Raw genomic sequence first — 16,122 nt, forward strand, 5'->3', positions numbered from 1 at the left:
CAAAAGCGGGCTCAACTCCGCGAGCCCGGACACAGCAGTTCCGTGACGGCCTGCGCTTACCAGTTCATGCGCAGCACCAGCGAGTAGCGCCGGTCGTTGACGAAGGAAGAGCGCGTATACAGACGCCGATCCACTTCACCGCCTTCGTAGGAGGTCGGCCCCATCAGCACCTTGGTCACCGTGTTGGTCAGGTTGTTGGCCTGCACGCCCAGTTGCAGGTGCGCGTTGAAGCGGTAGAAGAACGAGCCGTCGAGCTGGCCGTAGTCGTCGGCCCAGGTGGGCAGACGGGTGGACGCATCGCTGGTGGTCAGCAGGTAGCGCGAGCGCCAGTTGTAGGCCAGGCGCAGCGACAACGGCCCCTTCTCGTAGATGCCGGCCAGGTTGTAGCTGCGCCGCGACAGGCCTTCCAGCGGCAGCTCGACCCCGGTGACGGTGGTATTGGTGTACGGGTCGGTGGCGGTGTTGGCACCGCCCTGGCTGTCGACGAAGGTGAAGTTGGCATTGACGCCGAACCCGCTCAGCCAGCCCGGCAGCTGGTCGAAGAACTGGGTATAGCCCAGCTCCGCGCCGCGGATGGTGCCCTCGTCCATGTTGTACGGGCGTGTCACCAGCCAGGGGCGGTTGTCGTAGATCTCGCTGCGGGTCTGGGTGGAGAAGTAGTCCTTGACCTTCTTGTAGAACAGCGTGGCGTACAGCATGTCGCTGGTGTCGAAGTACCACTCCAGCGCAGTGTCGAACTGGTTGGCCACCATCGGCTTGAGGTTCGGGTTGCCGGCGGTGCCGACAAAATCGGTCGCCTGGCCGGCGTCGTTGGTTTCCACGTTGAGCAATACATACGGCTGCAACTGGGTGTAGTCCGGGCGCGCCATCGCCTTGGAGGCGGCAAAGCGCCACTGCAGGCTGTCGGTGAAGCGCAGGCGCAGGTTCAGGCTGGGCAGTACGTTGGTGTAGCTGCCCTGCGAGTTGTTCTCGAAGTACTGCCCGGTGTAGCGCGCCTGCAGTTCCGGCGAGACATTGAGCCCGGCCAGGTTCTGGAACTGGCCGAAACCTTCGGCCTGGGTCTTGGTCTGCACCACGCGGATGCCGATGTTGCCATCCACCGGCACGCCCCAGGCCTCGTCGTTGCCGAAGTACAGCGCCGCGTAGGCGGCCTGGGTGCGTTCGTGCTGCCGGTTGGTGTCCTGCGGCTGATAGGTGTCCGGCGCCCAGCCGTAGCCGCGTAGCGCCACGATCTGCTGGATCATCTGCGAGGCCGAGGCGTAGTTGTTGACCAGGCCGCTGTTGGGCACCACCAGCGTGGTCGGCACGTTCACGCCGCCACGGAAGAAGTCGGAGAAGGTGAACAACGACGACTGGTCGGTCATGAACTCGGACATGTTGGCCAGGCCGTTGCTGGTGCCCGGAATGGCGGCCCAGTTGTCGGAGATCACGCCCCAGTTGTAGCCGGAATTCTTGTTGATCTGGTTGCGGTCGGTGGCGCGCATGCCGAAGCGCGCAAAGCGCAGCCAGCTGCTGTCATCGAAGGTGTATTCCAGATCCACGCGCGTGGACAGCTGACGCCCGCGGTTCTTGCCCAGGTGGTCCATCGCCGCCGCCCAGAAGTAGTTGGACGGGTCCTGGGTGAAGGCCGGGTTGGCGATCTGCACGCTGGGATACCTGCCCGACACGTCATACGACAGGCCCGGCAGATAGGTCGCACTGAACACGGTGAAATCCAGCTGTTCGTTCTCCGACTCCACCAGCTGCATATCGCCCTTGATCTGCAGGTTGTCGTTGAAGAAATGGCTGAAGCCCACCGACATGTCGGTGGTGGTGGTGCGCTGTTCGGAATAGCGGTTGTCGGTGTTGAAGCGCACGCCGTCGCCGGTGAGCACCCCGCGCCACGAGCTGGACACCGGCGAGCCGCGCAGGAAGCCGCCGCGATCGTCGTAGTCGAAGGTCGTGCCTGGCGCCGGCGTGATGCTGTTGTTGCTGTCGTTGAAGAACGCGGCGCGCTCCTGCCAGTTCATGTCGTAGCGCGAGCGCAGGAACTGCGCATAGATCTCGGTGGCATCGCTGGGCCTCCACTGGAACGCCGCCGCGATCCCGTCGCGCTTGCGCTCGAAATCCAGCTGACGCCAGTTCACCCCGCCCGGCACGAACACTTCGCTGCGCCCGCTGCCGGCCAGCACGGCCTCATCGGTCCGCCGCACATACGGCTCCACCTGGATGCCGTCCGAGCGCGTGGCCAGCTCCGAATGCGCCACATCGATCATGAAGCCCATTTCGCCGATGCCGGTGTTCCAGCGGTCGCTGAACAGGAACGAGGCCGACGGTTTGTACTTCTTGCTCATGTCGCCGTAGTTGACATCGACGTTGCCGCCGACGATCCGGCCCGGATTGTCGAACGGCATGCGCGTGCGCAGATTGACCGTGCCGCCCAGCCCCCCTTCGATGATTTCCGCCGAGGGGTTCTTGTAGACGTCCACACCGGCCATCAACTCGGCCGGCACGTCTTCGAAGCTCAGGCCGCGGCCGCTGGCGGCGCTGAAGATGTCGCGCCCGTTGAGTTCGCCGCGCACCTGGGTCAGGCCGCGGATCATCACGCCGCTGCCTTCGGCGGAGAAATGGTCAGGGTCGCTGCGTGCGGCGAAGTGATCGATGGTCACGCCGCTGACGCGCTGCAGGGTTTCGGTGACGCTGCGGTCGGGCAAGGCGCCGATGTCCTCGGCACTGACCGAATCCACGATCTGGCTGGCATCGCGCTTGATCACCTGCGACTTGATCAGGCTGGCGCGCACGCCGCGCACTTCCACCGTATCCAGATCCACCGCGCTGCCGGCGGTCTTGCCGGCCGGGGCGGTCGGGGCGGTCGGGGACGGTTGCGTCTGTTGTGCGTACACCGGTGCGGCGAGCAACAGCCCGATGCCCACCGCCATGGCGGAATGACGCAAACGCGGGGTACGACGTGCGTGCACGCCCGTCCCTGCCGAGGCATGGCTTGAAAACTTGTACATCTGAATCCCTCCCAGGACGCAAGACGACTGAAGACTGGTTGTCGCGGCACCGTCAACGGGCCACATGATCGTGCAGGACGCGGACGTCGCCGCCCGGCTCCACTTCTCACTGCATGGCGGCTTGGCCGCCGATCACCTGCCCGACTTCACGTGCGCTTCAGCGTGCGATCTGGCTCACAGATATAGGCGCGTGGTCTAGCGCCAGCCAATGAAAAATTCACAGCCTGGTATGCCGTGCCGGAATACAAATGGAAGAGCCCGCTTAAGCAGTGGATTCCGGCCCGCGCAGACCGGGGTACAAACGCCGCGCGGTGGTGCGCAGCGCCTGCAGAATGCGCTCGGCCCCAGGCGGCAGGATGTAATCGCGCCGCCGGATGATGCCGAACGACTCCATGCGGACGCCCAGCTCGATCGGCAGCACGGTCAGCAGCTTGGCCTGGATCAGCGGCGCCACCGACTCCACCGGCAAGGCGGTCAGCATGTCGGTGCCGCGCAGCAGCGTGGAGGTCACCGGCAGCGACGAGGTCTCGATCGCATTGGTCGGCGTCTGCACGCCGTGCTCCATGAACATCGAATCCAGCCGCGCGCGCAGCACGCTGTCGGCCGGCGGCAGGATCCAGCCATGCCGCACCAGATCCGCATGCTGCAGGCCGGCCCGGCTGGCCAGCGGGTGGCCGGCACGCGCGATCACCGAATGCGGCTCATCGGCCAGCGGCTCGAACTCCAGCTCGCCCACGCCCTCCGGCCCCAGGATGCGGCCGATCACGATGTCCAGCTGGCCGTCCAGCAACTTGGCCACCAGCGGGCGGCTGTAGTCCATTTCCACCCGCACCAGGATGTCGGGGAACTCGCGCTTGACCTCGGCGATCGCCTGCGGCACCAGGTTGGTGCCCGGATTGACCACCGTACCGATCGAGGCCTGGCCCATCCTCCCGGCGCGCAGCGCGGCGATTTCCTCCTGCGCCCGTCCGATCTCCGACATCGCCGCACGCGCACGCCGGATCAGCACATGGCCGTACCAGGTGGGCTCCACCCCGCGGGCATGCCGCTCGAACAGTTTCACCCCCAGCATGTCTTCCATTTCCGCCAGCAGCTTGGAAGCGGCCGGTTGGGTCATGCTGGCAGCCTCGGCCGCGCGCAGCACCGAGCGTTGTTCGTGCAGATGCAGCAGCAGCAGGAGCTGGCGCGTCTTGAGGCGGGCAGCGTTGAACCAGGGAGTGCCGGAATTTGCCATGGGGTATCGCCACGCAGCTGTATTCGTAGGAGGAATAGAATATGCCGAAAATTTCATTTGCAGCACATATCTCCCCGCGCGAGGCTATCGAACGCCGCAGCAGGAGCCCCTACCTCCCGGGCGCGGCCAGAACAGACGTGACCCATCTTCCACGAGATGGCAACACGCACGCCATGATTGCGGAGGTGGACGACGATGACGGCAACTTGCCGGCCAATTGCAGGCCGTTGGAGTGCGCACGCAAGTGCCGCAGCCACCTCGTCGCGGCTGCCTGCCGCCCTCCGCGCGCTGCTATGCAGCGCTGCAACTTCCCCCGACGCTGGCGCCCATCCGGACGCCGACGGCCGCTTTCCGCTCTATCGCGAGTAACACGATGACCTCAGACACCACCGCCAGCCTGTTCGCCCTGCCGCTGATCGCCATCCTGCGTGGCATCACGCCGGAAGAAACGCTCGACCATGTCGGTGCACTGATCGACGCCGGCTTCGACGCGATCGAGATCCCGCTCAATTCGCCGCGCTGGGCCGAGAGCATCGCCCTGGCCCAGCAGACCTACGGCGAGCGCGCCTGGATCGGCGCCGGCACCGTGCTACGCAACGACGATGTCGACACCCTGGCCGAGATCGGTGCGCGCTTCATCGTCACCCCGAATACGCGCCCGTCGCTGATCCGCCATGCGGTGTCGCGCGGGCTCACCGTGGTCGCCGGTTTCGCCACCGCCAGCGAGGCGTTCGACGCCATCGATGCCGGCGCCACGATCCTGAAGCTGTTCCCCGCAGCCACCTATGGCGCCGCGCATGTGCGCGCGCTGCGCTCGGTGCTGCCCAAGCACATTCCGGTCTACGTGGTCGGCGGCGTCAGCCCGCAGACCCTGGCCGGCTTCCTTGCCCAGGGCGCCGCCGGTGCCGGCATCGGTGGCGAACTGTACAAACCCGCGCAATCGCTCGAAACGACCCAGACGCATGCACGCGCCTTCGTGCAGGCCTACCAGGAACTGCAAGGATGAAGATCACCCGCCTCACCACCTACCACGCCGCACCGCGCTGGCTGTTCCTCAAGGTCGAAACCGACGAGGGCATCACCGGCTGGGGAGAGCCGGTCATCGAAGGCCGTGCGCGCTCGGTGGAAGCCGCCGTGCACGAACTGGCCGGCTACGTCATCGGCAAGGATCCGGCACGCATCAACGACCTGTGGCAGACCATGTACCGCGCCGGTTTCTACCGTGGCGGCGCCATCCTGATGAGCGCCATCGCCGGTATCGACCAGGCCTTGTGGGACATCAAGGGCAAGGCCCTTGGCGTGCCGGTGTACGAGCTGCTGGGCGGGCTGGTGCGCGACCGCATGAAGACCTATCGCTGGGTCGGCGGCGACCGCCCGGGCGCGATCATCCAGCAGATCACCGACTACCGTGCGCTGGGCTTTGACACCTTCAAGTTCAACGGCACCGAGGAAATGAAGCTGATCGACAGCGCGCGCGCGGTCGATGCGGCGGTGGTCAAGGTCGCCGAGATCCGCGAAGCCTTCGGCAACAGCATCGACTTCGGCATCGACTTCCACGGCCGCGTCGGCGCACCGATGGCCAAGGCGCTGCTGCGCGAGCTGGAGCCGTTCAAGCCGCTGTTCGTCGAGGAACCGGTGCTGGCCGAACAGGCCGAGTACTACCCGCGCCTGGCCGCGAGCACCTCGATTCCGCTGGCGGCCGGCGAGCGCATGTTCTCGCGCTTCGAATTCAAGAACGTGCTGTGCGCCGGCGGTATCGGGATGGTGCAGCCGGACCTGTCGCATGCCGGCGGCATCACCGAGTGCGTCAAGATCGCCGCGATGGCCGAAGCCTACGATGTCGGCTTCGCCCCGCACTGCCCGCTCGGGCCGATCGCGCTGGCTGCCTGCCTGCACGTGGACTTCGTTTCGCACAACGCGGTGCTGCAGGAACAGAGCATCGGCATCCACTACAACGAAGGCGCCGACCTGCTCGATTACGTCATCAATAAAGACGATTTTCAGTGTATCGATGGCAGTATCGCCGCGCTGCCCAAGCCCGGGCTCGGTGTGGAGATCGACGAAGACATGCTCAAGCGCGCAAACGAAAATCCGCCGGACTGGCGCAACCCGGTCTGGCGTCACAGCGATGGCAGCATCGCCGAATGGTGAGCACGCCCGAACACACCGCCGTGCTGGCGGTCGACAGCCGCTGCACGCATGGCGAAGGCGTGCTGTGGTGTGAGCAACGTGAAGCGCTGTACTGGGTGGACATCAGCGAGAAGCGCCTGTGGCGGCATCATCCGCACAGCGCGCGCACGCAGTACTGGACGCTGCCGGACCGCCCCGGTTGCCTCGGCCTGATGGACGACGGCCGCGTGCTGATCGCGCTGGCCAAGTCGATCTGCATCGCCGACCCGGACAACGCCGACGCCGACACGCTGCCGCTCGAGCACCTGGCCGACATCGAAGCCGACAACCCGCACACGCGCAGCAACGACGGCCGCGCCGACCGCAACGGCAACCTCGTGTTCGGCACCATGGACGAGCACGACCACAAGGCTGCGCGCGGCGCGATGTACCAGTTCTCGCTGCGCCACGGCCTGCGTGCGTTGCCGCTGCCGGGCGTGTCGATCCCCAACTCGATCTGCTTCAGCCCCGACGGCCGCACGCTGTATTACTGCGACTCGCTGCGCCCGCAGATCCTGTGCTGCGATTACGACGCCGCCACTGCGCAGACCAGCAACGTGCGCGTGTTCACCACGCTGGACCGCGACGATGCCGAGCCGGACGGCTCCATCATCGACAGCGAGGGCCATCTGTGGAATGCGCAGTGGCGCGCCTGGCGCGTGGTGCGTTACCGCCCGGACGGCAGCATCGAGCGCATCGTGCAGTTGCCGGTCAAGCACCCCACCTGCAGCGCCTTCGGCGGCGCCGCGCTGGACCGCCTGCACGTGATCAGCTCGCGCCTGGACCACAGCGCCGACGAACTGGCCCGCACCCCGGAAGCCGGCGGCCTGTACGTCTGCGACGTGCCGATCAGCGGCCTGCACGAGAGTCGGGTGGCCAGCGCATGATCGCGATCGACTGGGGCACCAGCAGCCTGCGCGGCTATCTGCTCGCTGCCGACGGCACGGTAGTGGAGCAACGCCGCGGCAGCGGCGGCATCCTGGCCTGCCAGGGCCGCTTCGCCGAAGCGCTGAGCACGCTGGTCGACGGCTGGGACGGCCCGCTGCTGCTGTCGGGCATGATCGGCAGCCGCAATGGCTGGGTCGAGCAGGCCTATCTGCCCTGCCCGGCCGATACCGCCGCCCTGGCGCAGGCGATGCGCAGCTACACCGACCTGCTGCCCGGCCGCACGCTGTGGTTCGTCCCCGGCGTGAGCACCGGCGGGCACCGCGGTGTGCCCGATGTCATGCGTGGCGAGGAAACCCAGCTGGTCGGCCTGATCGCCGCACTCGGCGACGGCGAGCACGTCGCCTGCCTGCCCGGCACCCACAGCAAGTGGGCGCAGATCGCCAACGGGCAACTGACCGGTTTTGCCACCGTCATGACCGGCGAGCTGTATGCGGTGCTGCGCCAGCACAGCATCCTGGGCAAGCTGATGCAGGACGACCCTGCAGACCTGGACACCGACGCCTTCGCGCAAGGCGTCGACCGCAGCGCCGACCCTGGCGGCCTCAGCCACCACCTGTTCGGCGCCCGCACGCTGGGCCTGTTCGACCGCCTCGCCGCCACCGCGCTGCCGTCCTACCTTTCAGGCCTGCTGATCGGCCACGAACTGCGCGACCAGTGCGGCACTCACGCCAGCGTGCACCTGGTCGGCAGCCCCGGGCTGGCGCAACGCTACGCGCTGGCGCTGGCGCAGTTGGGCGTGCAGACGCAGCTGCATCCGGAAGATCTGGCTGCGACGGGATTGTTCGCGCTGGCCAGGCAACGCGGGCTGGCCTGACCGGAGACGGTCAGGCCCGCGCCGAGCGCCCAGGGCTGGAGGCCGACACATCCCGGCCAACCCCACACCGGCCACCGGACTGCTTTAGAATTGACAGGCTAAACGCCGGATTCCGCCATGCCTTTTGTTGTCACCGAAAACTGCATCAAGTGCAAATACACCGACTGCGTCGAGGTCTGTCCGGTGGATTGCTTCCACGTCGGCCCGAATTTTCTGGTCATCGACCCGGATGAGTGCATCGACTGCACGCTGTGCGAGCCGGAATGCCCGGCCAATGCGATCTACCCGGAAGACGACGTCCCGGCAGGCCAGGAAGGCTTCGTGGCGCTCAACGCCGAGCTGGCCAAGGCCTGGCCGGTGCTGACCGTGCGCCAGGAGCCGCTGCCCGATGCCGCCGAGTGGGACGGCAAACCCAACAAGCTGCCACTGCTGCAACGCTGAATCAGCGCCCGGCAGCATCCAGCCGGGCACCCATGCAGCAAAAACGCAGAACGGGCGCCCGAAGCGCCCGTTCTGCCGTCTGCGATGGCTGCAGCGGCCTCAGCCGCCCAGCTTGCCCTTCAACGCCGTGATGACCGCCACCGGCGCTGCCGCCGTGGCCGGCATGCCGCGCGGATCCACCGCCGACACATAGCTGCCGGCGTCGACCTTCACCACGCGCACCAGGAAGCTGGACCCCTCGTAGCTCACGTCGTAGGAACCGAGCATCTGCGCCTTGCTGGCGATGGTCAGGCCGGGGATGTCGGCCAGCGCCGCGCCGACCTTGGCGAACACCGCGTCGCGCTCGCCCGGCACGGTGAAGCCGCTGTTGGCGCTGGCAGACGGCGGCGCCGAGGCATTCTGCTGTGCGGTCGATGCCAGCGTCGGCACCTTCATCGCACCGGAGGTGTCGGGCAGGTTCAGATCCGGCGGCACTTCCAGCGGACGGGCTTCCGGGGCCAGCGCGTAGTCACCGCGTGCGCCCTTGTGGAACCAGCTGCAACCGCTCGTGGCGGCGACGGTGGCGGTCGCCAGCAACGCGAGCGAGAGCACGCGGACGGGGGAAACGGAATGACGCATCGATAGATCTCCTGGGTCAGGCCGCGAGCATTTCGCGGCTGGAAAGCGCTTCCAACGCAACAGCGTCGGCGGCAAGGCGGTCGGCGGCAGGCTGGTGCGCCGCAGAGAGGGGCAGTAACGGCAGACGCAGGCCGTGCCCGATCCCGGCGCGCTGCAGCAGCGCCTTGACCGGGATGGGATTGGATTCGATCCCGCAGAAACTGTGGTACTCGCTCAGGCGTGCGTCCCACATGGTGGCGCCTTCGCGCTGGCCGTCGCGGGCCAGATCGCACAGCCGCCGATACGCCGACGGCAACGCGTTGGACGCCACCGAAATCAGCCCGTCGGCACCGGACAGCATCGCCTGCGCGGCGCTACCGTCGTCGCCGCTGAGCACTGCGAAGGACTCGCTGCGCAGCGCCACCAGCGCGGCGACGCGCTCCGGTTCGCTGCGCGCTTCCTTGATGCCGACGATGTTCGGATGGCCGACCAGCGCGGCAACCGTCTCCGGCAACAGGTCGCATCCGGTGCGCCCGGGCACGTTGTACAGCACCACCGGCAGCCCGCCGTTGTCGGCAACCGCCAAAAAATGCGCCTGCAGGCCGGCCTGGGTCGGACGCACGTAAGGCGGCGTCACCACCAGCGCGTACCGCGCGCCCAGCGCCGCAGCACGCTGCGTCTGCGCAATGGTCTTGGCGGTGCCCGACAGGCCGGTACCGGCCAGCACCGGCACGCGGCCGGCCACCTGCGCAACCGCGGCGCGCAACAAGGTGTCGTACTCCTCGTCGCTCAATGCGGCGGCCTCGCCGGTGGAACCGGCGACGACGATTCCCTGCACGCCGCCGTGCAGTTGCTGTTCCAGCAACCGCCGCCAGGCATCCAGGTCGAGTGCGCCGTCCGGACCGAAAGGGGTCGCCAGCGCGGTGATGATGCCGGAAAGGGACAAGATTCTGCTGCTCTTACGTGACAGGAAAGGCCCGCGCGCACGCGGGTTGTGGCCGCCTGCATGTTACTTGCGGCGCGAAACCACGGGCAAGTATGCTGGTCACCGCCAGGGCGCCTGCCCGGGCGGCCATTCAGCCTGATGCAATGCCGGAAGCCCCTTTGACCGACTCGACTCCCCGGCCTTCGCCGACCGAAAACCACCTCCTGATCAACGCCTACACGACGCATCCGGAGTCCCCCCTGTTGCCCGTCACCCGCCGCATCGCCGACAGCGGCTGCAATCTCGTGGACGCCCGCCTGGCTACGGTGGGGCGCGATGTCTCGGTCACCGCCCTGGCCACCGGCTCCTGGGATTCGGTCGCCAAGCTCGAAGCGATGCTGACCCGGCTCGAGCGCGAGGAAGGCCTGAAGCTGGTGTGGTACCGCACCGGCCCCAAGCAGACCCAGTCCAACCTGCTGCCCTACATCGTCGAAGTCATCGCCGCCGACAAGCCGGGCATCCTGTTCCAGCTGGCCGACTTCTTCGACCGCCAGGGCATCACCATCGAGAACCTGCAGAGCACGCGCTACCGCGCCATGCAGACCGGCGCGGAGATGTTCTCTGCGCAGGTGACGATCGGCGTGCCGGCCAACATGCACATCGCCGCGCTGCGCGATGATTTCCTGGAATTCTGTGATCACCTCAATCTCGACGCGATCATGGACCCGATGAAGTTCTGAGGCAGACGTTCCGATGGCCATTGCCCTTTCCGCGCTGAAACAGATGTTCGCGCACATCCGCTCCGAGACCGACTGGAATCTCGACGGGCCGTTGCGTTGGGAATATTTCTTCGCCGACCCGGCGCAGCAACCGCTGCAACACCTCGCCGAGCAACTGACCCAGGACGGCTATCGGGTCATCGACATCTTCCTGGGCGAACGCGACGAAGACGATGGCGACGACGAGGAATCGTACTTCCTGCACGTGGACAAGCTGGAACAGCACACCATCGAGTCGCTGAATCAGCGCAATGCGCAGTTCGATGCGCTTGCCAAACGTTTCCATGTAGCTGCTTATGATGGGATGGACGTCGGTCCGGCATGACCGCGCCGTACGCCCCTCCACTTAGGGCTGAGCAACGATGACCGACGCTGTATTCGAACTACCCGCTGCAAGCTTGGACCTGCCACTGTCGCTGTCCGGCGGCACCCAGACCACGCTGCGCGGCTACGCCGGCAAATGGGTGGTGCTGTATTTCTATCCGAAGGACAGCACGCCCGGCTGCACCACCGAAGGCCTGGACTTCAACGCACTGCTGCCGCAGTTCACACAGGCCGGCGCGGTCGTGCTGGGTGTCTCGCGCGACTCGGTGAAGTCGCACGACAACTTCTGCGCCAAGCAGGGGTTCGCCTTCCCGCTGATCAGCGATGGCGAGCAGGCCCTGTGCCGCGCCTTCGATGTGATCAAGGAAAAGAACATGTACGGCAAGCAGGTGCTGGGGATCGAACGCAGCACCTTCCTGCTGTCACCCGAGGGGGCCGTGGTGCAGGCCTGGCGCAAGGTCAAGGTCGCCGGCCATGCCGACGCCGTGCTGGCCGCGTTGAAGGCGCACGCCGGACAGTGATGCCCCCTGGTTTCCCGTGTCCTCCATCACCCTGCCCCGCAGGCGTGATGGCTCGCCCCTGCTCCATCACTTGGAAGACCCAATGACCCAAGGCAAGCGCATCTACGTGCTGGACACCAACGTGCTGATGCACGATCCCACAGCGCTGTTCAAATTCGAGGAACACGATGTGTTCCTGCCGATGCAGGTGATCGAGGAACTCGACAACGCCAAGAAGGGCACGTCCGAAGTCAGCCGCAATGCGCGCCAGGTCAGCCGCTTCCTGGACGAACTGCTGGAGAACACCAACGCCGAGCAGATCCAGGCCGGCATCCTGCTCAGCCATCCGCAGGGTATCCAGCTCAAGGGCCAGGCGGCGATCGGCCGGCTGTACTTCCAGATCCACCCGATCGACCCGGGCCGCACCTTCGGCGCAATGGTCCCGGACAACAAGATCCTGGCCTCGGTGCTGGCGCTGTGCGAAGAGCATCCGGATGTGCCGGTCATTCTGGTGTCCAAGGACATCAACCTGCGCATCAAGGCCTACATCAGCGGCCTGAACGCGGAGGACTACCAGAACGATCGCGCGCTGGACGACTTCAGCCTGCTGTTCACCGGCGCCATCGAGCTGCCGGACAACTTCTGGGAAAAGCACAATCAGGACCTGCGCAGCTGGAACGAGCGTGGCCGCACCCATTACGAGATCGTGCTGGCCGACGACGAAGACTGGTATCCGAACCAGTACCTGTATCTGCCGGGCGAGGATGAAGTGGAACTGCGCGTTGCCAAGGTCGGCGGCGGCAAGGCCACGCTGTGCCTGGTCGATGATTTCCGCAGCGGCCAGCACGCGGTCTGGGGCATCGTGGCGCGCAACCGCGAGCAGAACTTCGCGCTCAACGCCTTGATGGACCCGGAGATCGACTTCGTCACCCTGCTCGGCACCGCCGGTACCGGCAAGACCCTGCTCGCGCTGGCCGCCGGCCTGGCGCAGACGATGGATCAGCAGCGTTACCGCGAAATCATCATGACCCGCGCTACCGTCAGCGTCGGCGAAGACATCGGCTTCCTGCCCGGTACCGAAGAGGAAAAGATGACGCCGTGGATGGGCGCGCTGACCGACAACCTGGAAGTGCTCACTCACAACCAGGACGGCGGCTCCTGGGGGCGTGCGGCCACCAACGACCTGCTCGCCAGCCGCATCAAGATCCGTTCGATGAACTTCATGCGCGGGCGCACCTTCCTGTCGCGCTACCTGATCCTGGACGAGGCCCAGAACCTCACGCCCAAGCAGATGAAGACGCTGATCACCCGTGCCGGCCCCGGCACCAAGATCGTGTGCCTGGGCAACGTCGAACAGATCGACACGCCCTACCTCACCGAGACAACTTCCGGCCTGACCTACGCGGTGGACCGCTTCAAGGCCTGGCCGCACAGCGCGCATATCACGCTGCGTCGCGGCGAGCGTTCGCGCCTGGCCGACTTTGCCTCGGAGGTGCTGTGATGCACATGCTGCGCGGCGCTGCGGCGCTTGCCGTCATGGCACTGGTCGGTTGCGCGACCGCGCCGCCGCCAGCAAGCGTGCCGACCAACCTCAAGAACGGGCAGTCCTGGGTCATCACCCGCCAGGGCATTGCCGAGCAGGTGCTGGACACCTGCTCGCGCGACAGCCCGGCGCGGCATCCGGGCCAGGTCACCGGCTACTGGACACCGAGCCAGCAGCAGATCGAACAGCTCGAATCCAGGCAGGATGCCTTGACCCCGACCATCCCCGAGCCGCGCGATTTCGACCGCCAGTACGTGGGTGTGGTGATCCAGGGCCAGCAGCTGATCTACATCAATGCCTTCAGGCTGCCCAACGATCCGCCAGTGAAGCCGGCCAAGGAAGCGATCCGGGTGTGCGACGGCGGCAGTGCCTTCTGGGGCGCGCTGTACGACCCGCAAACCGGCGCGTTTTCGCAGGTCGCCGTCAACGGCACACCCTGACCGGCGATGGGAATCCTGCTGCCGCGCTGGGTCTGGATGGGCGCGGTGGCATTGTCGGGCGTGGCCGGCATGGTCAACGTGGTCGGCTACCTGGGCTCAGAGCACCAGGTGGTCAGCCACCTCACCGGTACCACCAGCCTGCTCGGCGTGGCCCTGGTGCAGAACAGCGCGCCGGAGATCGGTTTTCTCTGGGGCATCCTGATCGCCTTCTGCGCAGGCGCCATGCTCAGCGGCCTGATCATCCAGGACGATGTCCTGCGGCTGGGGCAGCGCTACGGTGCGGCGCTGCTGCTCGAAGCGTTGCTGTTGCTGGCTGCGATCCCGCTGTTCAAGCTGCACCATGTCGGCGGCGCGCTGGTCGCCGCAGGCGCCTGCGGCCTGCAGAACGCCATGGCCACCACCCTCAGTGGCGCGGCGGTCCGCACCACCCATCTGAGCGGCATGTTCACCGACCTGGGCATCGGCCTGGGGCACCTGCTGCGCGGGCGCCCGCTGCAGGTGCGCCGGCTCACGCTGAGCGGACTGATCATCGGCGGCTTTCTCGGCGGCAGCATGCTCGGCACCTGGCTGTTCCAACGCTGGCACTATGACGCGCTCTACCTGCCGGCCGGCCTCACCGGATTGACCGGTGCAGGCTATGTTGGCTACCTGCAATGGCGTCGCTGGCGTACGCGATGATCCGCACAACCACCAGGCAGCAGGGCAGACTCCACGCATGACCACGTCCAGCACGCTGTGCGCCCTGACCATCGCCGGCTCCGATTCCGGCGGTGGTGCCGGCATCCAGGCCGACCTCAAGACCTTCGCCGCGCACCGTGTGCACGGCCTGTCGGCGATCGCCGCACTGACCGCGCAGAACACGCGCGCCGTCACCGCGGTGCATCTCCCGCCGATCGCGTTTTTGCAGGCGCAGGTCGATGCCTGCTTTGCCGATTTCCAGATTCAGGCGGTCAAGCTTGGCATGCTCGCCAATGCCGAGGTCATCCATTGCGTGGCCGATCTGCTTGAAACCCATCGCCCACCGTTCGTGGTGCTCGACCCGGTGATGGTGTCCACCAGTGGCGCCCGCCTGCTCGAAGATGCGGCGCTGGAGGCCCTGCGCGCGCGCCTGCTGCCGCTGGCCACGCTGATCACACCGGATACGCCCGAAGCCGAGCTGCTGACCGGCCGCCGTATCGACGATGCCGATGCCGCCGAGCACGCCACCGCCGCCCTGCTCGAACTCGGTGCCAACGCGGTGCTGCTCAAGGGCGGCCACCTGCACGAGGGCACGCGGGTGATCGACCGCTTCGATGACGGCGTCATCCAGGACGTGTTCATGCATCCGCGCCTGCAGGTCGATGCGCACGGTACCGGCTGCAGCCTGTCGGCGGCCATTGCCGCGCAGCTGTGCCAGGGCCTGTCCCTGCGCAATGCCTGCGAAGCGGCAATCGACTACGTCGCGCGCGCCATCGGCCTCGGCCATAGCCCCGGTCACGGCGAGGTGCTGGTGCTGGACCATTTCGGCGCCGCGCCCAGCCCATGAGCGTGCAGGCCAGCACGCTTGCCGTCGCCGCCGCGGATGGACACGCCTGGCAGGTGCTGCGCCACGCACCGGCGCGGCCGATCGCCAGCCTGCTGTGGCTGCCGGCACTGGGCGTTGCTGCGCGACACTACCAGCCGTTCGCGCACGCCCTGGCTTGCGCCGGCATCGCGGTGTATCTGCACGAGTGGCGCGGCCATGGCAGCAGCACCCTGCGCCCCTCGCGCCAGCACGACTGGGGCTATCGCACGCTGCTTGCCGACGATATCCCCGCCAGCCGGGCGCTGCTCGACCTGCATGACCCGCAGCTGCCGTGCATGCTGGGCGGTCACAGCCTCGGCGGCCAACTGGCTTGCTGCCATGCCGCGTTGCAGCCCACACGGATTGCGCAGCTGTGGCTGGTCGCCAGCGGCTCGCCGTACTGGCGCAATTTTCCGGTACCGATGCGCTACGGCCTGCCACTGATCTTCCGGCTGCTGCCATGGCTGGCACGCACGCAAGGCGTGCTGCATGGACGAACGCTCGGTTTCGGCGGCACCGAGGCGCGCAGCCTGCTCGCCGATTGGGCGCAGGTCGGTCGCAGCAATCGTTATCGTGCGGCCGGCACGTCGTGGGATCTCGAGCAGGCGCTGGGCCAGCTCGAGATGCCGATCAGTGCAGTGACCTTCGCACGCGATCGCTTCGGCCCGCCCGGCGCCTTGCAAGCCTTGCTGCAGAAAATGCCGCAGGCACGCGTCGAACTCGTCGCCTTGGACGATGCGCAACTGGGCGCGCGCAGCGATCACTTCGCCTGGATGAAGACGCCTGCCGCCGTGGCCGCTGCGCTGCGCCGGCGTCTTGGCGATGAGGGTAGCGACAATCGAATGTCACAAAGGGATTGACGAGGACTC

Annotated in this window: 17 protein-coding genes; 13 read left to right on the forward strand and 4 right to left on the reverse strand. The window is 66.8% G+C overall.

All coding sequences use genetic code 11. The annotated features are described in order from the left end of the window. Positions 1-56: 56 nt before the first annotated feature. Positions 57-2,996, reverse strand: a complete 2,940-nt coding sequence (locus tag XarjCFBP7645_RS13135) for a TonB-dependent receptor (RefSeq protein WP_104537795.1) — start codon at positions 2,994-2,996, stop codon at positions 57-59. 262 nt (positions 2,997-3,258) lie between these two features. Further along, positions 3,259-4,230 carry a LysR family transcriptional regulator gene (locus XarjCFBP7645_RS13140; RefSeq protein WP_047125506.1) on the reverse strand — a complete coding sequence of 324 codons (972 nt, stop codon included), beginning with the start codon at positions 4,228-4,230 and terminating at the stop codon, positions 3,259-3,261. Between the two features lie 373 nt (positions 4,231-4,603). Here XarjCFBP7645_RS13140 and XarjCFBP7645_RS13150 point away from each other — a divergent pair, with 373 nt between their 5' ends. From XarjCFBP7645_RS13150 to fdxA, 5 genes are all read left to right on the forward strand, one after another. Continuing rightward, positions 4,604-5,236, forward strand: coding sequence for a 2-dehydro-3-deoxy-6-phosphogalactonate aldolase (locus XarjCFBP7645_RS13150; RefSeq protein ID WP_039520823.1), 633 nt, complete (start codon positions 4,604-4,606; stop codon positions 5,234-5,236). Then, on the forward strand, positions 5,233-6,381 hold the full coding sequence (dgoD, locus tag XarjCFBP7645_RS13155; protein WP_016903234.1) for a galactonate dehydratase: 1,149 nt from the start codon (positions 5,233-5,235) through the stop codon (positions 6,379-6,381). The genes XarjCFBP7645_RS13150 and dgoD overlap by 4 nt, the downstream gene beginning before the upstream one ends. Continuing rightward, positions 6,375-7,286, forward strand: a complete 912-nt coding sequence (locus XarjCFBP7645_RS13160) for an SMP-30/gluconolactonase/LRE family protein (protein WP_104537796.1) — start codon at positions 6,375-6,377, stop codon at positions 7,284-7,286. The genes dgoD and XarjCFBP7645_RS13160 overlap by 7 nt, the downstream gene beginning before the upstream one ends. Next, entirely contained in the window at positions 7,283-8,161 is an 879-nt protein-coding gene (locus tag XarjCFBP7645_RS13165; RefSeq protein WP_104537797.1) for a 2-dehydro-3-deoxygalactonokinase, read from the forward strand. The genes XarjCFBP7645_RS13160 and XarjCFBP7645_RS13165 overlap by 4 nt, the downstream gene beginning before the upstream one ends. Positions 8,162-8,278: 117 nt before the next feature. Next, positions 8,279-8,602 (forward strand): ferredoxin FdxA, encoded by a 324-nt coding sequence (gene fdxA / locus XarjCFBP7645_RS13170; protein ID WP_006453280.1) that lies wholly within the window; start codon positions 8,279-8,281, stop codon positions 8,600-8,602. Positions 8,603-8,701: 99 nt separating this feature from the next. On the opposite strand, the gene XarjCFBP7645_RS13175 is transcribed toward fdxA, so the two are convergent. Continuing rightward, positions 8,702-9,220: a hypothetical protein gene (locus tag XarjCFBP7645_RS13175; RefSeq protein ID WP_047130309.1), complete on the reverse strand. Its 519-nt coding sequence runs from the start codon at positions 9,218-9,220 to the stop codon at positions 8,702-8,704. Positions 9,221-9,236: 16 nt separating this feature from the next. After that, positions 9,237-10,145: a 4-hydroxy-tetrahydrodipicolinate synthase gene (gene dapA / locus XarjCFBP7645_RS13180; RefSeq protein ID WP_104537798.1), complete on the reverse strand. Its 909-nt coding sequence runs from the start codon at positions 10,143-10,145 to the stop codon at positions 9,237-9,239. 92 nt (positions 10,146-10,237) lie between these two features. On the opposite strand from dapA, the gene XarjCFBP7645_RS13185 reads away from it, so the two are divergent. The 8 genes from XarjCFBP7645_RS13185 (at position 10,238) to XarjCFBP7645_RS13220 (ending at position 16,113) form a co-directional block, all read left to right on the forward strand. Next, positions 10,238-10,864, forward strand: coding sequence for a glycine cleavage system protein R (locus XarjCFBP7645_RS13185; RefSeq protein ID WP_002813792.1), 627 nt, complete (start codon positions 10,238-10,240; stop codon positions 10,862-10,864). A gap of 13 nt (positions 10,865-10,877) precedes the next feature. After that, complete coding sequence (locus XarjCFBP7645_RS13190) at positions 10,878-11,228, forward strand: ribonuclease E inhibitor RraB (RefSeq protein ID WP_047130307.1); 351 nt, start codon at positions 10,878-10,880, stop codon at positions 11,226-11,228. 37 nt (positions 11,229-11,265) lie between these two features. After that, positions 11,266-11,748 (forward strand): peroxiredoxin, encoded by a 483-nt coding sequence (locus XarjCFBP7645_RS13195; RefSeq protein ID WP_104537799.1) that lies wholly within the window; start codon positions 11,266-11,268, stop codon positions 11,746-11,748. Between the two features lie 82 nt (positions 11,749-11,830). Next, positions 11,831-13,228, forward strand: coding sequence for a PhoH family protein (locus XarjCFBP7645_RS13200; protein WP_104537800.1), 1,398 nt, complete (start codon positions 11,831-11,833; stop codon positions 13,226-13,228). After that, entirely contained in the window at positions 13,228-13,710 is a 483-nt protein-coding gene (locus XarjCFBP7645_RS13205; protein ID WP_104537801.1) for a hypothetical protein, read from the forward strand. Before XarjCFBP7645_RS13200 ends, XarjCFBP7645_RS13205 begins: the two co-directional genes overlap by 1 nt. A 6-nt stretch (positions 13,711-13,716) precedes the next feature. Further along, positions 13,717-14,388, forward strand: a complete 672-nt coding sequence (locus XarjCFBP7645_RS13210; RefSeq protein ID WP_104537802.1) for a YoaK family protein — start codon at positions 13,717-13,719, stop codon at positions 14,386-14,388. Positions 14,389-14,425: 37 nt separating this feature from the next. Beyond that, positions 14,426-15,235, forward strand: a complete 810-nt coding sequence (gene thiD / locus XarjCFBP7645_RS13215; protein ID WP_104537803.1) for a bifunctional hydroxymethylpyrimidine kinase/phosphomethylpyrimidine kinase — start codon at positions 14,426-14,428, stop codon at positions 15,233-15,235. After that, positions 15,232-16,113, forward strand: coding sequence for an alpha/beta hydrolase family protein (locus XarjCFBP7645_RS13220; protein WP_104537804.1), 882 nt, complete (start codon positions 15,232-15,234; stop codon positions 16,111-16,113). The genes thiD and XarjCFBP7645_RS13220 overlap by 4 nt, the downstream gene beginning before the upstream one ends. Positions 16,114-16,122 lie beyond the last annotated feature (9 nt).

Source organism: Xanthomonas arboricola (assembly GCF_002940665.1).
Classification (GTDB): domain Bacteria; phylum Pseudomonadota; class Gammaproteobacteria; order Xanthomonadales; family Xanthomonadaceae; genus Xanthomonas; species Xanthomonas arboricola_B.